The sequence below is a fragment of the Pseudomonas sp. Cab53 genome (genome assembly GCF_018325965.1).
Classification (GTDB): Bacteria; Pseudomonadota; Gammaproteobacteria; order Pseudomonadales; family Pseudomonadaceae; genus Aquipseudomonas; species Aquipseudomonas chlororaphis_E.
Genome location: NZ_AP021902.1, coordinates 1,914,492 through 1,933,356 on the forward strand (window position 1 = coordinate 1,914,492; position 18,865 = coordinate 1,933,356).

Here is an 18,865-nt window from a genome sequence, read left to right on the forward strand (position 1 = left end):
AGCGGGCTTGCTCGCGAAGGCGGTCGTGCGTGATGCGCCGCAACCCGAGGTTGACGCCTCGCCTTGCACGGCCCAGTCTCTCCAGGCCTTTTTCATTCATACAAGGAGGTCGCCGATGCCTTTTGCAACCGTTGACGGACAACCGCTTCATTACCTGGATCAGGGCCATGGCCCGGTGGTGCTGCTGGGCAGCAGCTATTTGTGGGACCACACCATGTGGGCGCCGCAGATCGAGGCGTTGTCCCGGCATTACCGGGTCATCGCCCTGGACCTGTGGGGCCACGGCCAATCCGGGCAATTGCCCGAAGGCATGACCTCGCTGGACGACCTGGCTCGCCAGGCATTGGCCTTGATGGATCACTTGCAGGTCGACGGCTTCGACCTGGTGGGGCTGTCGGTGGGCGGGATGTGGGGCGCGCGGCTGGCGCTTGCGGCGCCGACGCGGGTCAAGTCCCTGGTGCTGATGGACACCTACGTGGGCGTCGAGCCGGAGCCGACCCGCCAGTACTACTTCTCGCTGTTCGACAAGATCGAAGCCAGCGGCAGCATTCCCGAACCGCTGCTGGACATCGTCGTGCCAATTTTCTTCCGTCCAGGCATCGATCCGCAGTCCTCCTTGTACCAGCAGTTTCGTGCGACCCTGGCGGCGCTGCCGACCGAGCGCCTGCGCGACAGCATCGTGCCGCTGGGCCGGATCATTTTTGGCCGGGACGACATCCTCCCGCGCCTGACTGAACTGGACGCCGGGCGCACGTTGGTGATGTGCGGCGACCAGGACAAGCCGCGCCCGCCGTCCGAAGCGCTGGAGATGGCCGAGCGGATCGGCTGCCCCCACGTGCTGATCCCGGAGGCGGGGCATATCTCCAACCTGGAAAACCCGGAGTTCGTGACGCAGGTATTGCTGGAGTTCCTGCGCCGCTGACCTTGGCCTTCGCGAGCAAGCCCGCTCCCACAATTAATGGGGGATGTTCAAACAATCTGCGCCTGGCAAATATCCCTGTGGGAGCGGGCTTGCCCGCGAAGGGGCCCGCCCAGCCAGCATCACCGGCACAGACAGACCGCTATCGCGAGCAAGCCCGCTCCCACCATTAATGGGGGATGTTCACACAATCTGCGCCTGGCAAAGATCTCTGTGGGAGCGGGCTTGCCCGCGAAGGGGCCCGCCCGGCCAGCATCACCGGCACAGACAGACCGCTATCGCGAGCAAGCCCGCCCAGCCGACATCACTTCGGCCCGAGGATCTTCACCAGTTTGTCCGGCGAAGGCGCGCCTTGCTGTTGTTGCAGTTCGCCTTTGTCGTCGAGGTAGAAAATCGCTGGGGTCGCGGTCAGTTCCAGTTCGTCCATCAACTGCTGGTTGGCGTCCATTTTCGCCTGGATGGCCGGCGGGATGTCCTTGAGGGGCTTGAGGGCGCTGCCCTTGCCGGCCTTCTCGTGGGTCTCCAGGGCTTTCTCCGGGGCCTTGGCCGCCAGCAGTGCCGCGGCTTTGCCTGGGCTGTCCTCGCGGATGATCCCCACCATGATGTGGCGCAGTTGCACCTTGCCGGCCTTGACCCAGGGCCGCGCCTGCTCCCAGAACATGTTGCAGTACGGGCAGTTCGGGTCGCTGAACAGGTACACCGTGCGCGGCGCGTCCGGGTTACCGTCGGCGATCCAATGGCTGGCGGCCATCTTCGCCCACATGGCCTTGGCCATCGGCGCATACACCAGTTTTTGCAGCGGTTCCACGCTCAGGTCCTTGCCGTCGGCGTCGTACAGGTTGCCCAGCAGCACGTGCTGGCCGTCCGGCGTCAGGTACAGGGCCATGCCTCGGTTCTGGTATTGCGCCGCGTAACCGCGCAGGCCGTCCGGGGCGTCGAAGGTGCCGATGATCTTCGCGCCCTTGGCTTCGATCTTCTTGATCGCCGCGGGCAGCTCTTCGGCCTGCAGCAGCGGCGCTTGCAGCAACGCGGCTGAAAAGCCCAGGGTCAGCAGGTGGCGGAGGCGGGGCATGGCGATTTCCTTGTGACAGGGTGGGGCGGCACGGGCGAACCCGGCGCTTCAAAATTTTCCAGGGCGCGGGCCAGGCTCGCTTCCGACAGCTCGCCCAGGTGGCTGCCCAGCAGGCGACCGTCGGCGCTGTAGAACAGCGTCGTCGGCAGTGCCATGGAGCCCACGGCCTGGCCGAGGCGACCGCTGCCGTCGAACAGCACGTTGTCCAGGCTCAAGCCCTGGGTGGCGAGGTAGGTGCTCACGCTCTGCATGCTTTCGGCCTGGTTGACGAACAGGAACGTCAGGTCCGGACGCCGCTGTTGGGCTTCTTCCAGTACCGGCATTTCACGCCGGCAGGGCGGGCACCAGGTGGCCCAGAGGTTGATCACCAGGGGGGCGCCCTGATAGTCGCCGAGCTTGACGGTCTGCCCGTCGGCGCTGCGCAGGTCGATGTCCGGCAGCCGCGTGCCCTGTTCGTAGATCGTCAGCGACAGGGACGCCACCAGCCAGAACAGCAAGCCACTGCCGACGCCGAAACCCAACGGCCGGCGCAGGGCCGGGCGCCGCCGCGCCCACAGCAATGCGCCGATTAACACCGCGACGACCCCCGGCCAGGCCAGGAAACCGCCGTCGCGCAGGTCGACGATTTGCCAGGCATCGTCCTGGTAATGGTTCCAGTAGGCGACGACAAAGCCGACCCGCGCGGCCAGCAGGCCGAGCAAAAACAGCACGAACAGCACCGACTCGGGGTTCTCGCCACCGCGCTTGGCGACCCGCCAGCCCACGAAGGTCGCCAGCGCCAAGGCGCTGATCAGCAGCAGGTGGTTAAGGGCGATGGCAAAAGTGCCGAGGGTGAGCGTGAGCATCAGCGGGCATCCCTGGTGACGTTCCAGCGTTCCAGGAAGGCCTTGGCATCGACTTCCCCGGTGATCCGCTGGCTGCGGCGTTCTTCACCGTCGGCGCCGATCCACAACAGGCTCGGCGGCCCTGGCACCTGGTAGCGGCCCAGTAACGCGCGGCTGGCGGCGTTGTCAGTGGTGACGTCCAGGCGCAGCAGGCGCACGCCGTTCAAGGCGTCCTGCACGTCGGCGCGGCCGAACACCTGTTTTTCCATGATCTTGCAGGACACGCACCAGTCGGCGTAGTAGTCCAGCAGCACCCATTGGTCCTGGGCCTTGGCCTCGTCCAATTGCTGTTGCAGGGCCGCCGGCTCACTGACCGTGACGAAGGCGTCATGGGCCTTGGCGACCGAGCCGCCCGGCGCGGTGGCGGTGTAGACCTTGAGCGGCTGGAAGAAGTCATCGCTGCCGCCCGCCGCACCGACCACCAGGACGCTGCCCCACAGGCCGAACAGCAACGAGGCGCTGCCGCAGGCATAGGCGGCGCGGCCAAAACCTTCGGTCTGGCGCCAGGCACTGTACGCGGCGATCAACAACAGCGCGCCCCACAGCCCGATCCACAGCGAGCCATCGATCACCGGGCGAATCATCAACAGGGCCGTGCCCAGGAACAGGAAGCCGAACAAGCCCTTGAGCAGGTTCATCCAGGCGCCGGGCTTGGGCAGGAAGCGATTGCCCACGGTCACCAGCAGCAACAGCGGCAGGCCAATGCCCAGGCCCATGGCAAACAGGATCAGCCCACCGTGCAGCGCATTGCCGCCCTGGGCGATGTACAACAGCGCGCCGGCCAGCGGGGCGGTCATGCACGGCCCCACCAACAGACCGGACAGTGCGCCGAGGATGCCGGCGCCCACCAGACTGCCACCGCGGCGCTGGCGCCCGGCGTTTTCCAAGCGGTCGCGCAGGGCGGCCGGCAACTGCAACTCGAAGAAACCGAACATCGGCAGCGCCAGCAGCACGAAGATCGCCGCGAACGTGCCCAGCAGCCACGGCTGCTGCAGCAACGCCTGGAGGTTGGCGCCCAGCAACGCGGCCAATACGCCCATGGCGGCGTACACCAGGGCCATGCTGATTACGTAGCTGCCGGCCAGCGCCAGGCCGCGCCGCGGGCCGGCGCCGCTGCCCACCACCAGGCCCGCCAGAATCGGCAGCATGGGCAGGGAGCACGGGGTGAACGCCAGCAACAGTCCCAGGCCGAAGAACACCAGCAGGCTCCAGCCCAATGCCCGTTGTTGCAGGCCGCTGGCCAGGGCCTGGTCCGGCGCCTGGTTGCCGGCGGCCACAGGTGCGGCGCCGCCCAGATCGACGATTTGCGTCTGGGGTGGGTAACACAGGCCCGCGTCGGCGCAGCCCTGGAAGCCGACCTTGATCTTGCCGGTGGCGCCGGCCGGGATCTTCAGTTCCAAGGCCTGGCGATAGACCTGCTGGTCGCCGAAGAACTCGTCGCTGTGGGCTTCACCCTCCGGCAGCCTGGGTTTCTGCGCCTCGGCCAGGCCGTCGAACTTGAGCCGTTGCTGGTACAGGTAGTAGCCATCGGCGATCTGCCAGAACAGCTGCGTTTCGCCGGAGTCCAGGCGTTCGGAGGTGAACACGAAGGCCTTTTCCACCGGCAGGAAATCGGGTTTGGTCTCGAAGGGATTGGCGGCCTGGGCCAGGCCCGAAATCAGCAACAGCCACAACAAAAACAATCGACGCATGGATAAAGCCTTAGAACGAAGCAAGTGGAATGCACAATGGCGGCCGGCGATTAACCGTCGATTAACCCGACGACAACCGGGCCTCGGCCGCAATGATCGCCCAAATCGGGCGGACTCGTCGCATAATGTCGGCTTAATCGGCCGGCGGCCTAATGTACCTTTTTCCACGGGGCTTACCATGCACGTACTGGTCTGCGAAGACGATGAGTTGATCGCCAGCGGCATCGTCGCCGGCCTTACGGCCCAGGGCCTGACCGTCGAGCATGTTGCCACGGCGTCGGCGGCGCGGGCGATGGTCGGCGTGGCCGAGTTCGACGTCATGGTGCTGGACCTGGGGCTGCCCGACGAGGACGGCCTGAAACTGCTCAAGCAACTGCGCCAGCAAGGCCTGGAGATCCCGGTGTTGATCCTCACCGCGCGGGACTCGGTGACCGATCGGGTCGACGGCTTGCAGGCCGGCGCCGATGACTACCTGCTCAAGCCTTTCGACCTGCGCGAACTCGCGGCGCGCCTGCACACCCTGTTGCGGCGCGTGGCGGGGCGCAGCGTCAACCTGATCGAACACGGCCGGTTGACGTACGATCCCAGCAGCCGGGAAACCTTGCTGGACGGCCAGCCGGTGGACTTGTCCCGGCGCGAGCAGTCGTTGTTGCAGGCCCTGCTGCACAGTCGCGGCCGGGTGTTGTCCACCGAGCAACTCAAGGACAGCGTCTACGGTTTCAACGACGAACTGGAGAGCAACGCCCTCAATGTCCATATCCATCACCTGCGGCGCAAGCTGGGCAACGGGATCGTCGAGACCGTGCGCGGGTTGGGTTATCGCCTGGGGCCTGCCGATGGCGGGGAGTCTTCCAAGTGATGAGCCTGCGATTGCGCCTGAGCCTGACCCTCGGCGCGGCCTTCGCCCTGATCTGGGCCCTGGCGGCGGCGTGGATGCTCAGCGACCTGCGCAACCAGATGATGTTTTCCCTCGACCAGCGCCTGGTGGCGTCGGCGCGGATGGTCGCCGGCCTGCTGGAGCAGTTGCCACCGTTGCCCAGCAAGGGCGACGGCACGCACTTCAGCGCCGAGCAGTTGAGCATCCCCGGGGGCATGGCCTGCCAGGTCAGTTCCTTGCGTGGGGAAATCCTGGCGCGCAGCCATGGCACCCCGGAGCAGGCCCTGGAAGCGGAGAAAATGGGTTTCCATGACCAGATGATCGACGGCGCGCCCTGGCGCAGCTTCACCCTGGCCCGAGGTGACGTGCGTATCACCACCGCCGACCGCCAGATCGAGCGCGAGGCCCTGAACATGTCGATCCTCCTGGCGGCCTCGGTGCCGGTGGGCGTGGCGCTGCTCGGCTGCCTGTGCCTGTTGTGGCTGGGCATCGGCCAGGGCCTGGCGCCGCTCAATCGCATGCGCGACGCGTTGATGCGGCGCAACGCCGATTCCCTGGAGCCGCTGCAGATCCATCCGCTGCCCAGCGAGCTGCGGCCACTGCTGGAGACCCAGAATCAGTTATTCCAGCGCATTGGCAAGACCCTCGAGCGTGAGCGGCGGCTGACCGGCGATGCCGCCCACGAACTGCGCAGCCCGTTGACGGCCATCAAGACCCACCTGCAGGTCGCGCGCATGACCGAAGGCGCCGCCCGCGACCAGTCGCTGGCCCGGGCCGAGGAGGGCGCCGACCGCCTGCATCGAACCCTGGAGCAGTTGCTGCTGTTGGCGCGGGTGGAGGGTAGCCTGTCGTTCGACGATGGCGTGCAGTGCAATGCCGAGCAGGTCGCGCGATTGGCGATCCAGGACGCGGCCAGCCATGATTCCCGGCGGATCAAGCTGCAACTGGCCCCAGGGTTGTCCGAAGCGCCGGTGCAGATGCCGGCGGTGCTCTCCATCGCTGCCGTGCGCAACCTGCTGGATAACGCCTTGCGCCACACCCCCGGCGATACCGAAGTGCAGTTGAACCTGGAAATGGTCGGCCAGCGGGTTCGCTTCCAAGTGCGCGACCATGGGCCGGGCATCGCCGCCGACGACATCCAGCACCTGACCCAACGCTTCTGGCGCAACGGCCAGAGCACGGGCTGCGGGTTGGGCCTGGCGATTGTCCAGGCCATCGTCCAGCGTTGCGGCTGCGGCCTGCATTTCGACAGCCGGACGGACGGGTTGCGAGTCGAGTTGACGGTGCCGGTGCAGTCGTTGCCGGGCTGACCCCCTTACCTGGGACGAGCTTTTTCTCCACAGGCTAAATCCCGGCCTCGCTGGTGCGTTTCCACATCAGGAAACCTGCACATGTGTGCACAGCGAGGTCGAGAGATGCCAGTCGCCAACAGCCTTATCGAAGCACCACCGGCCCGGCTCAGCCCGGAGCCGGCCGAGACACTCTATCAATTCAATGAGTCGCCGCTGCTGGCCCGCCAGAACCGCCAGGAGTCCAATGCCCGCAGCTATCCCCGGCGCCTGCCTCTGGCCCTCAAGCGTGCCCGCGGCTTGCATGTCGAAGACGTCGAGGGGCGTACGTTCATCGATTGCCTGGCCGGCGCCGGCACGCTGGCGCTGGGGCACAACCACCCGGTGGTGATCGAGGCGATCCAGCAGGTGCTGGCGGATGAATTGCCCCTGCACACCCTGGACCTGACCACACCGGTCAAGGATCGCTTCGTCCAGGACCTGTTCGGCCTGCTGCCGGCGGCGCTGGCGGCCGAGGCGAAGATCCAGTTCTGCGGCCCCACCGGCACCGACGCGGTGGAGGCCGCCCTCAAACTGGTGCGCACCGCCACCGGACGCAGCACCGTGCTGTCGTTCCAGGGCGGTTACCACGGCATGAGCCAGGGCGCGCTGAGCCTGATGGGCAGCCTGGGGCCGAAGCGACCCCTGGGTGCCTTGCTCAGCAATGGCGTGCAGTTCATGCCGTTCCCCTACGATTACCGTTGCCCGTTCGGGCTGGGCGGCGCGCAAGGCGTGAAGGCCAACCTGCATTACTTGCACAACCTGTTGAACGACCCCGAGGCCGGGGTGCAATTGCCGGCGGCGGTGATCGTCGAAGTGGTGCAAGGCGAGGGCGGGGTCATACCGGCCGACCTCGACTGGCTGCGCGGCTTGCGGCGGATCACCGAGCAGGCCGGCGTGGCGCTGATCGTCGATGAAATCCAGAGCGGCTTCGGTCGGACCGGCAAGATGTTCGCGTTCGAGCATGCCGGGATCATCCCGGACGTGGTGGTACTGTCCAAGGCCATCGGCGGCAGCCTGCCGCTGGCGGTGGTGGTCTACCGCGACTGGCTCGACACCTGGTTGCCGGGCGCCCACGCCGGGACGTTCCGGGGTAACCAAATGGCGATGGCCGCCGGCTCGGCGGTCATGCGCTATCTGGTGGAGCATGACCTGCCGGCCCACGCGACCGCCATGGGTGAGCGCCTGAGCGAGCACCTGCGCATTCTGCAGCGCGACTTTGCGCAATTGGGTGATATCCGCGGTCGTGGCTTGATGCTTGGCGTCGAGCTGGTTGACCCCCACGGCACGCCGGACGCCCAGGGCCATCCGCCGGTGGATGGCCGCCTGGCGCCACGGGTGCAGCGCGAGTGCCTCAAGCGCGGGCTGATCCTGGAACTGGGCGGACGCCAGGGCGGCGTGGTGCGATTCCTGCCACCGCTGATCGTCACCGCGGCCGACATCGACCGGATCGCCGACATTTTCGGGCGAGCCTTGAGCGCGGCCGTCAGCGACGCCTAATTTTCATCCGGCCCCAAACGTTCCTTTCATACCCTGGCTGCGCATGCGCCGCAGTGAACCTCGAGCAAAGATGGAGAGACACCCATGACGTCAGTATTCGACCGCGAGGACATCGTCTTTCAGGTCGTGGTCAACCACGAAGAGCAGTATTCGATCTGGCCGGACTACAAGGCCGTTCCCGAAGGCTGGCGTACCGTCGGCAAGAGCGGCTTCAAGAAGGAATGCCTGGCCTACATCGAAGAAGTCTGGACCGACATGCGCCCGTTGAGCCTGCGCAAGAAAATGGAAGAACAGGCGGCTGTGGTTCATTGAGGTAGAACCTGTGGGAGCTGCTTTCCACAGGAGGAAAGCAGGGGAATACAAATCCTGCAGTCATAGCAGAACCCATGTGGGAGCGAGCTTGCTCGCGATTGGGAAGTGTCAGGCAACATTCATGCGGCTGACACACCGCTATCGCGAGCAAGCTCGCTCCCACAGGTTTTGGTTCCAGGCCTCTACCTCACTTGAACCGCCGCTCCACCCCTTTCTCCACCAGGATCTTCGCCGATATCTCTTCCACGGAAAAATGCGTGGAATTGATATGCGGAATATTTTCCCGCCGGAAAAGATTTTCCACTTCGCGCACCTCGAACTCGCACTGGGCATAGCTCGAATAGCGGCTGTTGGGCTTGCGCTCGTTGCGGATCGCGGTGAGGCGGTCCGGGTCGATGGTCAGGCCGAACAGCTTGTGCTGGTGGGCGCGCAGGGCGCTGGGCAGTTGCAGGCGCTCCATGTCCTCTTCGGTCAGCGGGTAGTTGGCCGCGCGGATGCCGAACTGCATCGCCATGTACAGGCACGTCGGCGTCTTACCACAACGCGACACGCCCACTAGGATCAGGTCGGCCTTGTCGTAATAATGCGTGCGGGCGCCGTCATCGTTGTCCAGCGCGAAGTTGACCGCCTCGATCCGCTCCATGTAGTTGGAGTTGTGCCCGATGGAATGGGACTTGCCGACCGAGTAGGAGGAGTGTTCGCTCAGTTCCTGCTCCAGGGGCGCCAGGAAGGTCGAAAAGATGTCGATCATGAAACCATTGGACGTTGCGAGAATCTCACGGATGTCCTGATTGACGATGGTGTCGAAGATGATCGGGCGGAAACCGTCGGTTTCGGCGGCTTTATTGATTTGCTGTACCATGGCCCGCGCTTTGTCGACGCTGTCGATGTACGGACGTGTCAGCTTGGTGAAGGTAATGTTTTCGAATTGCGCCAACAGGCTTTGACCTAAGGTTTCGGCCGTGATGCCGGTGCCGTCGGAGATAAAGAAAGCAGATCGTTTCATTTGCGCCTTGGGCCCTAGTGAGCTAGTGACGATTCTTGGATATGATAGGCGCGATTTGCCGGCCGCCAGTGGCCCGCATTCTCACTTATTTTCCAGGTCCAGGCCATATCGCCGGCAATCGCTCCCCTGGAGCCGTCGGTGCCTTGAGCTTTTCCAACACAGTTAGTGGAGAGATCACCTTGGTAGAGTACGTAGTTTCCCTCGATAAGCTCGGCGTCCATGATGTGGAGCATGTGGGGGGCAAGAACGCATCCCTGGGCGAGATGATCAGTAACCTCGCCGGTGCCGGCGTATCGGTGCCAGGTGGCTTCGCCACGACCGCTCAGGCTTATCGTGATTTCCTGGAACTGAGCGGCCTGAACAAGCAGATCCACGATGCGCTCGATGCCCTGGACGTCGATGACGTCAATGCCCTGGCCAAGACCGGCGCCCAGATCCGCCAGTGGATCATGGAAGCCGAGTTCCCCGAGCAACTGAACAGCGAGATCCGCACCGCTTTCGCCAAGCTGTCCGAAGGCAATCCCGACATCGCGGTCGCCGTACGTTCCTCGGCCACCGCCGAAGACCTGCCGGACGCGTCCTTTGCCGGCCAGCAGGAAACCTTCCTGAACATCCGTGGCGTGGAAAACGTCATCCGCGCCGCCAAGGAAGTCTTCGCTTCCCTCTTCAACGACCGTGCCATTTCCTACCGCGTGCACCAGGGCTTCGACCACAAGCTGGTCGCCCTGTCCGCGGGTGTGCAGCGCATGGTCCGTTCCGAAACCGGCACCGCCGGCGTGATGTTCACCCTCGACACCGAGTCGGGCTTCCGTGACGTGGTGTTCATCACCGGCGCCTACGGCCTGGGTGAAACCGTCGTACAAGGCGCGGTCAACCCGGACGAGTTCTACGTCCACAAAGGCACGCTGACTGCCGGCCGCCCGGCCATCCTGCGCCGCAACCTGGGCAGCAAGGCCATCAAGATGATCTACGGTGACGAAGCCAAGGCCGGTCGTTCGGTCAAGACCGTCGACGTGGACAAGGCCGAGCGCGCGCGTTTCTGCCTGACCGACGCCGAAGTCAGCGAGCTGGCCAAGCAGGCGATGATCATCGAGAAGCACTACAAGTGCCCGATGGACATCGAATGGGCCAAGGACGGTGACGACGGCAAGCTGTACATCGTGCAGGCCCGTCCGGAAACCGTGAAGAGCCGCACCCAGGCCAACGTCATGGAGCGCTACCTGCTCAAGGAAACCGGCACCGTGCTGGTGGAAGGCCGCGCCATCGGCCAGCGCATCGGCGCCGGCAAGGTGCGGATCATCAACGACGTCTCGGAAATGGACAAGGTCCAGGCCGGCGACGTGCTGGTGTCCGACATGACCGACCCGGACTGGGAACCGGTGATGAAGCGCGCCAGCGCCATCGTCACCAACCGCGGCGGGCGCACCTGCCACGCGGCGATCATCGCCCGTGAGCTGGGGATCCCGGCCGTGGTCGGTTGCGGCAACGCGACCCAACTGCTCAAGGATGGCCAAGGCGTGACCGTGTCCTGCGCCGAGGGCGATACCGGCTACATCTTCGAAGGTGAGTTGGGCTTCGACATCAAGAAGAACTCCGTGGACGCCATGCCGGAGCTGCCGTTCAAGATCATGATGAACGTCGGCAACCCGGACCGCGCCTTCGACTTCGCGCAGTTGCCGAACGCCGGCGTGGGCCTGGCCCGCCTGGAGTTCATCATCAACCGCATGATCGGCGTGCACCCCAAGGCGCTGCTGAACTACGACGGCCTGCCCCCTGAAATCAAGGACAGCGTCGACAAGCGCATCGCCGGCTACGACGATCCGGTCGGTTTCTACGTCGAGAAACTGGTAGAAGGCATCAGCACCCTGGCAGCGGCGTTCTACCCGAAAAAGGTCATCGTGCGCCTGTCGGACTTCAAGTCCAACGAATACGCGAACCTGATCGGCGGCAAGCTCTACGAGCCGGAAGAAGAAAACCCGATGCTGGGCTTCCGCGGCGCTTCGCGCTACATCAGCGAATCGTTCCGTGATTGCTTCGAGCTCGAGTGCCGCGCCCTCAAGCGTGTGCGCAACGAGATGGGCCTGACCAACGTCGAGATCATGGTGCCGTTCGTGCGTACCCTCGGTGAAGCGAGCCAGGTGGTCGACCTGCTGGCCGAGAACGGCCTGGCCCGTGGCGACAACGGCCTGCGCGTGATCATGATGTGCGAACTGCCGTCCAACGCCATCCTGGCGGAAGAATTCCTCGAGTTCTTCGACGGTTTCTCCATCGGCTCCAACGACCTGACCCAGTTGACCCTGGGCCTGGACCGCGACTCGGGGATCATTGCGCACCTGTTCGACGAGCGGAACCCGGCGGTCAAGAAGCTGCTGGCCAATGCCATCGCCGCCTGCAACAAGGCCGGCAAGTACATCGGCATCTGCGGCCAGGGCCCTTCGGACCACCCGGACCTGGCCAAGTGGCTGATGGAACAGGGCATCGAAAGCGTTTCGTTGAACCCCGACTCCGTGCTGGAAACCTGGTTCTTCCTGGCCGAGGGGCAGGGCGCGGTCTGATTGAGTGAAGGGGCCTCACCGGTGATGTAAGCCGGGTAACCTTTGTGGGAGCGAGCTTGCTCGCGATAGCGGAGTGTCAGCCAAGATTATTTTGCTGATCCACCGCCATCGCGAGCAAGCTCACTCCCACAGTCGTCTTTTTTTGTGCAAGAGCATTATGCAAAGCAGCAGCAACCTTTTTCCTGTCGCCCTGATCAGCGCCGAGCGACGCGGTGATCTGAGCGAAGACGTTTATCGCCTCAAGCCCGGCAACAGCCCGGACTACAGCGTCGAACTGGCCGTCACCCGCCTGGGCATGGCCGACGCCGGCCAGACCCGCGGCGTTCCCGTGATCCTGTTGCACGGCAGCTTCTCCAACCGCCGCTTCTGGTATTCCCCAAGGGCCTCGGCCTGGGGGCGTACCTGACGCGCCTGGGTTTCGATGTCTGGATTCCGGAGATGCGCGGCCATGGGCTGTCCCAGCGCAACCAGGATTACCGCAACAACCGTGTAGCTGATTACGCCCGCTACGACTTGCCCGCCATCGGTGCTTTCGTGCGCGAGCAAAGTGGGCAAGTGCCGCACTGGATCGGCCACTCCTTGGGCGGCATCACCCTGGCGGCGGCGCTAGGCGGCCATTACCTGGGCGAGCCGGCCGTGGCGTCGGCGGCGTTTTTCGGCACCCAGGTCAGCCGCACCTACTGGCCGCTGAAGATCCCGCCGGTGGAATGGAGCGGGCGTTTCATTCTCAAGCGCTTTGCTCAACTGTCCGGCTCACGGCTCAAGCGTGGTCCGGAGGACGAGCCCATCGGCCTGGCCCTGGAAAGCATGCGCTGGTATGGCCTGTTCGGGCGCTTCGGCGATGCCGAGAAGAACTGGTGGGCCGGTTTGGCCGATGTCCAGGTGCCGGTGCTGGCGGTAAGTGCCGCAGGCGATCACCAGGACCCGACCTGGGCCTGCCGCAAGCTCTTCGAACAGATCGGCTCCGAGCACAAGCAGTTTGTCTGCCTGGGCCGGGCACAGGGGTTCAGTGAAGATTTCGGGCATGTCGAGATGCTGGTCAGCAAGGCCGCGCACACGGATGTCTGGCCGTTGGTGGCGCGCTGGCTGGAAAACCCCTGTGCGCCGTTGATGGCAGAACAACCCAGTCTGGCCGAGGCGGTTTGAGGCGAAGGCCCTGACAAGAGCATTTCGCTCTGGTCGGCTTGCGGCTAAGATATGACGCTTGAAGCGGTTTCGGTCACAAACGGTTGCTCATTCAGTCTGACGTTCCAGCCTTACAGGAGTTGTTCGATGAACCATTACCTCACGCCCGACCTGTGCGATGCCTACCCGGACCTGGTTCAGGTGCTGGAGCCGATGTTCAGCAATTTCGGCGGCCGCGATTCCTTCGGCGGCGAAATCGTGACCATCAAGTGCTTCGAAGACAACTCGCTGGTCAAGGAGCAAGTTGAGCAACCGGGCGCCGGCAAGGTGCTGGTGGTGGACGGTGGCGGCTCTCTGCGTCGGGCCTTGCTGGGTGACATGCTGGCGGAAAAAGCCGCGAAGAGTGGCTGGGAAGGGCTGGTGATCTACGGGTGCATCCGCGACGTCGACGTCATCGCCCAGACCGACCTCGGCGTCCAGGCCCTGGCCAGTCATCCGATGAAAACCGACAAGCGCGGCATCGGCGACCTCAACGTAGCGGTGACCTTTGCCGGCGTGACGTTCCGTCCGGGCGAGTATGTGTACGCGGACAACAACGGCGTGATCGTCTCGCCAAGCCCGTTGAAAATGCCTGAATGAAGCGCTACAGCCATAAGGGATGAGGATGTTCGAGGAAGAAAACGCGCAATGGGGGCTGGTGCATGCCCTGGTGTTGGACGGTAAGGGCGGCGCGCGTTCCATTGCCCGGACCGACCTCGACGAATTGCAGTTGCAGGCCCACGAAAGCCTGTGGCTGCACTGGGATCGCAGTCATCCGCAAACTCACACCTGGTTGCGCAAATCCAGCGGCCTGAGCGAATTCAACTGCGACCTGCTGCTGGAAGAGAACACCCGTCCGCGCCTGCTGCCCCTGCCTAACGCCGAGCTGCTGCTGTTCCTGCGGGGGATCAACCTGAATCCGGGGGCCGAGCCGGAAGACATGGTCTCGGTGCGGATCTTCGCCGCTGCCCAGCGTGTGATCTCCCTGCGTTTGCGACCGCTGCGGGCCACCGATGAGCTGTTGGCGCAACTGGCCGAGGGCAAGGGGCCGAAGACCGCGTCGGAACTCATCCTTTATATGGCCCAGTACCTCACCAACAAGGTGCAGGACCTGGTCACCTGTCTCTCGGAAATCGTCGATGGCGAGGAAGAAAAACTCGATACCGACGAACGGTACACCCCCGAGCACGACGCCATTTTGCACATCCGTCGAAGGGCGGCCGGGTTGAAGCGGTTCCTGGCGCCGCAGCGGGACATTTTCGCCCAGATGACCCGGCTGAAACTGCCCTGGTTCGTCGAAGACGATGGCGATTACTGGAACGAATTGAACAACAGCCTGACCCGTTACCTCGAGGAGCTGGAATTGACTCGCGAGCGCGTGGGGCTTGTGCTGGAGGCCGAAGACCGGCGCCTGTCGGTGCGCATGAACCGCACCATGTACCGCTTCGGCATCATCACCGGGATTTTCCTGCCGATGAGTTTCCTGACCGGCCTGTTGGGCATCAATGTGGGCGGTATCCCGTTCTCGGCGAGCCCCTACGGTTTCCTGGTCGCGTGCTTGCTGATGGTCTGTGTGGCGCTGGGACAGTGGTGGCTGTTCCGGCGTCTGCGCTGGGTGTGATGAGGCTTCATGTGACCCGACGAAATCTGATCGCGTCTTCCACAGACATCACGAGAGGTGCGTATGCACGATCCGTTTGAACAGTCTTTGCGCGACATGCTCAAGGCTTCGCCGTCCAGCCGGGACGACGACGCATGCCTGGGACGTGTACTGAAAACCGCCAACCGCCAGGTCGGCGCCAGTGATCTGTTCAGCCTGCTGGGCCGTTGGCTGCCCGCGCTGATGATCGCCTTGAACAACGGGTCGGCCCATGTCGCGCCGGTTTCCCGCCGTAAACCTGTTACTCGCACCGCTGATAAGGCTGATTGAATATGGAACTTGATCTCTGGACCCAGAGCCTCGTCACGGCAATGACCGCGTTGTGGACCAAGGTGGCCAACTTCATCCCGAACCTCTTCGGCGCCCTGGTGGTGCTGTTGCTCGGTTTCGTCGTGGCCAAATTGCTGGATACACTGCTCTCCAAACTGCTCGCCAAACTGGGCCTCGATCGCCTGATGGGCGGCACCGGCCTGACCAAGTTGCTGTCGCGAGGCGGCATCCAGGTGCCCATTTCGACCCTGGTCGGCAAGATCGTCTATTGGTTCGTATTGCTCATTTTCCTGGTTTCGGCGGCTGAATCCCTTGGACTTGAGCGAGTTTCAGCTACGCTGGACATGCTTGCGCTGTATTTGCCGAAAGTATTCGGCGCCGCGCTGGTGCTGCTGGTGGGTGTCCTGTTGGCCCAACTGGCCAACGGGCTGGTGCGTGGCGCCGCCGAAGGCGTGGGGCTGGACTACGCCGCCGGCGTTGGGCGAATCGCCCAGGGCCTGGTGATCATCATCAGTATCTCGGTTGCGATCAGCCAGTTGGAGGTCAAGACAGACCTGCTCAACCACGTGATCGTGATCGTTTTGATTACCGTTGGTCTGGCCGTTGCGCTGGCCATGGGGTTGGGAAGCCGGGAAATCGCCGGTCAGATTCTCGCGGGAATCTATGTGCGTGAATTGTATGAGGTTGGGCAACAGGTGCGTGTTGGCGAGGTCGAAGGTCAGATCGAAGAGATCGGCACGGTGAAAACCACATTGCTGACCGACGAGGGCGAACTGGTGTCGCTCTCCAATCGGATCCTGCTGGAACAGCATGTGAGTAGCCGCTAACCCGGCAAACCCTGCTAATGTATGCCGCCGCAAAATGCCTGCTATCTCCAGGCTGCGGCGCACATTGACCTAGACTGTCGGCCCGACCTGTTTTGAACAAACCCCAATCGCTGTCCACGCGCTACGACCCCCGTGATCTCTCCGATGAGGAGTTGGTTGCCCGCGCGCATACGGAGCTGTTCCACGTAACGCGCGCCTATGAAGAGTTGATGCGCCGCTACCAAAGGACATTATTTAACGTTTGTGCACGGTACCTGGGGAACGATCGCGATGCTGACGATGTCTGTCAGGAGGTGATGTTGAAGGTGCTGTATGGGTTGAAGAACTTCGAGGGGAAATCGAAGTTCAAGACCTGGCTCTACAGCATCACCTACAACGAATGCATCACGCAGTACCGTAAGGAACGGCGAAAGCGTCGCTTGATGGACGCTCTGAGCCTGGACCCTCTTGAAGAAGCGTCTGAGGAAAAGGCGCCCAAACCCGAGGAGAAGGGTGGACTCGATCGCTGGTTGGTCCATGTAAACCCGATTGATCGGGAAATTCTGGTGCTACGATTTGTCGCAGAGCTGGAGTTCCAGGAGATCGCAGACATAATGCACATGGGTTTGAGCGCGACAAAAATGCGTTACAAGCGCGCTCTTGACAAATTGCGTGAGAAATTTGCAGGCATTGCTGAAACTTAGTTCGGCGCAAATATCTCTTACGTGTAGGCAAGTTCTGATAGACTTGCCGCCGAGTTGTCCCCGGTTTGCGGGACTGCTTCACAATCACCAGATGGGGATTTAACGGATGAAACTGAAAAACACCTTGGGCTTTGCCATTGGTTCTTTGATTGCTGCCACTTCGTTCGGCGCTCTGGCACAAGGCCAAGGCGCAGTTGAAATCGAAGGCTTCGCCAAGAAAGAACAATTCGACAGCGCTCGTAACTTCAAGAACAACGGCAACCTGTTCGGCGGTTCGATCGGTTACTTCCTGACCGACGACGTTGAACTGCGTCTGGCCTACGACGAAGTGCACAACGCACGTACCGACGACGGCACCAACGTCAAGGGCGCCAACACTGCCCTGGACGCTCTGTACCACTTCAACAACCCAGGCGACATGCTGCGTCCTTACGTCTCGGCCGGTTTCTCCGACCAGAGCATCGACCAGAATGGCAGCAACGGTCGTAACCGTTCTACCTTCGCCAACGTTGGTGGCGGCGCCAAGCTGTACTTCACCGAGAACTTCTACGCCCGTGCTGGCGTTGAAGCTCAATACAACATCGACCAAGGCGACACCGAGTGGGCGCCAAGCGTTGGTATCGGTGTGAACTTCGGTGGCGGCTCCAAGCCTGCTGCTGCTCCAGTTCCAGCTCCGGCTGAAGTCTGCTCCGACAGCGACAACGACGGCGTGTGCGACAACGTCGACAAGTGCCCAGACACCCCTGCCAACGTCACTGTTGACGCTGACGGCTGCCCAGCCGTTGCTGAAGTTGTACGCGTTGAGCTGGACGTCAAGTTCGACTTCGACAAGTCGGTCGTCAAGCCTAACAGCTACGGCGACATCAAGAACCTGGCTGACTTCATGAAGCAGTACCCATCCACCACCACTACTGTTGAAGGTCACACTGACTCCGTCGGTCCTGACGCTTACAACCAGAAACTGTCTGAGCGTCGTGCAAACGCCGTCAAGCAAGTTCTGACCAACCAGTACGGTGTTGAATCGTCCCGCGTTCAGTCCGTTGGCTACGGCGAATCCCGCCCAGTTGCTGACAACGCCACTGAAGCTGGTCGTGCTGTTAACCGTCGCGTAGAAGCGCAGGTTGAAGCCCAAGCTAAGTAATTAGCCCACAGCTTTGGAAGAGCCCGGCTTAGGCCGGGCTTTTCTTTGCCTGGGATTTATGAAAATGAGGGGGCGTTGCCGCAAAACAGTTGGTTAAACACAAAACCTGTGGGAGCGAGCTTGCTCGCGATAGCGGTGTGTCAGCCAGTATTGATGCTGCTGACCCGATGCTATCGCGAGCAAGCTCGCTCCCACATTAGGCTGGGTGTTGTTTGTTACAGCGCCGAAGCCTGAACCCACGCAGGCTGTGATGCGGTGAGTTCGGCAGCACCGGCCACCGCACCGATCACCAGGATCGCCGGGCTCTTGAGCTGGAACGCGTTGGCATCGGCTTCCATCGAGGCCAGGTCGCTGCGGCAATCACGCTGGTGGGGCAGGGAGGCGTTTTCGATCATGGCCACGGGCGTGTTTGCCGCAAGGCCACCGGCCAGCAACTGCTCGCGGATCTCGTTCAGCTTCGCCACGCCCATGTACACCACCAGGGTCGTGCCGCTTTGCGCCAGTGCCTGCCAATTCAGGCTGCTGCCGTCCTGGGTGTGGGCGGTCACCAGGGTCACGCCCCGGGCGACGCCGCGCAGGGTCAGCGGGATGTCACAGCGGGTGGCCCCGGCCAGGCCCGCCGTGATGCCATTGACCAACTCCACCTCGACACCTTGCGCCTGCAGCCACTGTGCTTCTTCACCGCCACGGCCAAAGATGCACGGATCGCCGCCCTTTAGGCGCACTACGCATTTGCCCTGGCGGGCATAGCGCAGCATCAGTCGATGGATGAACGCCTGGGGGGTGGAGCGGCAGCCGCCGCGCTTGCCCACGGCGATGACGCGGGCACCGGGACAATGTTCCAGCACCGCCTCGTTGACCAGGTCGTCGATCAACACCACGTCGGCTTCGCGCAGCGCACGCACGGCCTTGAGGGTCAGCAACTCAGGGTCGCCAGGACCTGCACCCACCAGCCAGACTTTTGCGTTCATAGTGT

17 protein-coding genes and 1 pseudogene are annotated in these 18,865 nt (G+C 63.1%); 13 read left to right on the forward strand and 5 right to left on the reverse strand.

Features of this window, described 5'->3' with window-relative positions; genetic code table 11:
- The first annotated feature begins 115 nt into the window (after positions 1 to 115).
- On the forward strand, positions 116 to 922 hold the full coding sequence (locus KI241_RS08365; protein ID WP_053146669.1) for an alpha/beta fold hydrolase: 807 nt from the start codon (positions 116 to 118) through the stop codon (positions 920 to 922).
- Between the two features lie 301 nt (positions 923 to 1,223).
- On the opposite strand, the gene dsbG is transcribed toward KI241_RS08365, so the two are convergent.
- Genes dsbG through dsbD form a run of 3 tightly spaced genes read right to left on the reverse strand, consistent with a single transcriptional unit; the run spans position 1,224 to position 4,566 of the window.
- Positions 1,224 to 1,991: a thiol:disulfide interchange protein DsbG gene (gene dsbG / locus KI241_RS08370; protein ID WP_047737462.1), complete on the reverse strand. Its 768-nt coding sequence runs from the start codon at positions 1,989 to 1,991 to the stop codon at positions 1,224 to 1,226.
- Complete coding sequence (locus tag KI241_RS08375) at positions 1,967 to 2,836, reverse strand: TlpA disulfide reductase family protein (RefSeq protein ID WP_212803555.1); 870 nt, start codon at positions 2,834 to 2,836, stop codon at positions 1,967 to 1,969. Before KI241_RS08375 ends, dsbG begins: the two co-directional genes overlap by 25 nt.
- Positions 2,836 to 4,566 carry a protein-disulfide reductase DsbD gene (gene dsbD / locus KI241_RS08380; RefSeq protein WP_212803556.1) on the reverse strand — a complete coding sequence of 577 codons (1,731 nt, stop codon included), beginning with the start codon at positions 4,564 to 4,566 and terminating at the stop codon, positions 2,836 to 2,838. The genes KI241_RS08375 and dsbD overlap by 1 nt, the downstream gene beginning before the upstream one ends.
- 178 nt (positions 4,567 to 4,744) lie before the next feature.
- Here dsbD and KI241_RS08385 point away from each other — a divergent pair, with 178 nt between their 5' ends.
- From KI241_RS08385 to KI241_RS08400, 4 genes are all read left to right on the forward strand, one after another.
- On the forward strand, positions 4,745 to 5,425 hold the full coding sequence (locus tag KI241_RS08385; RefSeq protein WP_042731910.1) for a response regulator: 681 nt from the start codon (positions 4,745 to 4,747) through the stop codon (positions 5,423 to 5,425).
- Positions 5,422 to 6,753, forward strand: a complete 1,332-nt coding sequence (locus tag KI241_RS08390; protein ID WP_042731911.1) for a sensor histidine kinase — start codon at positions 5,422 to 5,424, stop codon at positions 6,751 to 6,753. The genes KI241_RS08385 and KI241_RS08390 overlap by 4 nt, the downstream gene beginning before the upstream one ends.
- A 105-nt stretch (positions 6,754 to 6,858) precedes the next feature.
- On the forward strand, positions 6,859 to 8,271 hold the full coding sequence (locus KI241_RS08395; protein WP_042731912.1) for an aspartate aminotransferase family protein: 1,413 nt from the start codon (positions 6,859 to 6,861) through the stop codon (positions 8,269 to 8,271).
- A gap of 84 nt (positions 8,272 to 8,355) precedes the next feature.
- Positions 8,356 to 8,583 carry an MbtH family protein gene (locus tag KI241_RS08400; protein WP_053146680.1) on the forward strand — a complete coding sequence of 76 codons (228 nt, stop codon included), beginning with the start codon at positions 8,356 to 8,358 and terminating at the stop codon, positions 8,581 to 8,583.
- Positions 8,584 to 8,770: 187 nt separating this feature from the next.
- Here the strand turns inward: KI241_RS08400 and KI241_RS08405 are convergent, their stop codons facing one another.
- Positions 8,771 to 9,589, reverse strand: coding sequence for a pyruvate, water dikinase regulatory protein (locus tag KI241_RS08405; protein WP_042732259.1), 819 nt, complete (start codon positions 9,587 to 9,589; stop codon positions 8,771 to 8,773).
- Between the two features lie 179 nt (positions 9,590 to 9,768).
- Here KI241_RS08405 and ppsA point away from each other — a divergent pair, with 179 nt between their 5' ends.
- The 8 genes and pseudogenes from ppsA to KI241_RS08445 all read left to right on the forward strand — a co-directional run bounded on the left by ppsA (position 9,769) and on the right by KI241_RS08445 (position 17,889).
- On the forward strand, positions 9,769 to 12,144 hold the full coding sequence (gene ppsA, locus KI241_RS08410) for a phosphoenolpyruvate synthase (protein ID WP_042732261.1): 2,376 nt from the start codon (positions 9,769 to 9,771) through the stop codon (positions 12,142 to 12,144).
- A 157-nt stretch (positions 12,145 to 12,301) separates the two neighbouring features.
- Positions 12,302 to 13,290, forward strand: a pseudogene (locus KI241_RS08415) (alpha/beta fold hydrolase).
- Positions 13,291 to 13,416: 126 nt separating this feature from the next.
- Positions 13,417 to 13,908, forward strand: a complete 492-nt coding sequence (gene rraA / locus KI241_RS08420; RefSeq protein WP_042732263.1) for a ribonuclease E activity regulator RraA — start codon at positions 13,417 to 13,419, stop codon at positions 13,906 to 13,908.
- A gap of 25 nt (positions 13,909 to 13,933) precedes the next feature.
- On the forward strand, positions 13,934 to 14,929 hold the full coding sequence (locus tag KI241_RS08425) for a zinc transporter ZntB (RefSeq protein ID WP_047737449.1): 996 nt from the start codon (positions 13,934 to 13,936) through the stop codon (positions 14,927 to 14,929).
- Between the two features lie 63 nt (positions 14,930 to 14,992).
- Entirely contained in the window at positions 14,993 to 15,238 is a 246-nt protein-coding gene (locus tag KI241_RS08430) for a hypothetical protein (protein ID WP_047737446.1), read from the forward strand.
- 2 nt (positions 15,239 to 15,240) lie between these two features.
- Positions 15,241 to 16,065, forward strand: a complete 825-nt coding sequence (locus KI241_RS08435; RefSeq protein ID WP_003183617.1) for a mechanosensitive ion channel domain-containing protein — start codon at positions 15,241 to 15,243, stop codon at positions 16,063 to 16,065.
- 92 nt (positions 16,066 to 16,157) lie between these two features.
- On the forward strand, positions 16,158 to 16,748 hold the full coding sequence (gene sigX / locus KI241_RS08440; RefSeq protein ID WP_042729583.1) for an RNA polymerase sigma factor SigX: 591 nt from the start codon (positions 16,158 to 16,160) through the stop codon (positions 16,746 to 16,748).
- A 106-nt stretch (positions 16,749 to 16,854) separates the two neighbouring features.
- The gene (locus KI241_RS08445) at positions 16,855 to 17,889 is read left to right on the forward strand and encodes an OmpA family protein (RefSeq protein WP_042729584.1); all 1,035 of its coding nucleotides are present in this window, start codon (positions 16,855 to 16,857) and stop codon (positions 17,887 to 17,889) included.
- A gap of 215 nt (positions 17,890 to 18,104) precedes the next feature.
- Here the strand turns inward: KI241_RS08445 and cobA are convergent, their stop codons facing one another.
- Positions 18,105 to 18,860 carry a uroporphyrinogen-III C-methyltransferase gene (gene cobA / locus KI241_RS08450; protein ID WP_212803557.1) on the reverse strand — a complete coding sequence of 252 codons (756 nt, stop codon included), beginning with the start codon at positions 18,858 to 18,860 and terminating at the stop codon, positions 18,105 to 18,107.
- Between the last annotated feature and the right edge of the window lie 5 nt (positions 18,861 to 18,865).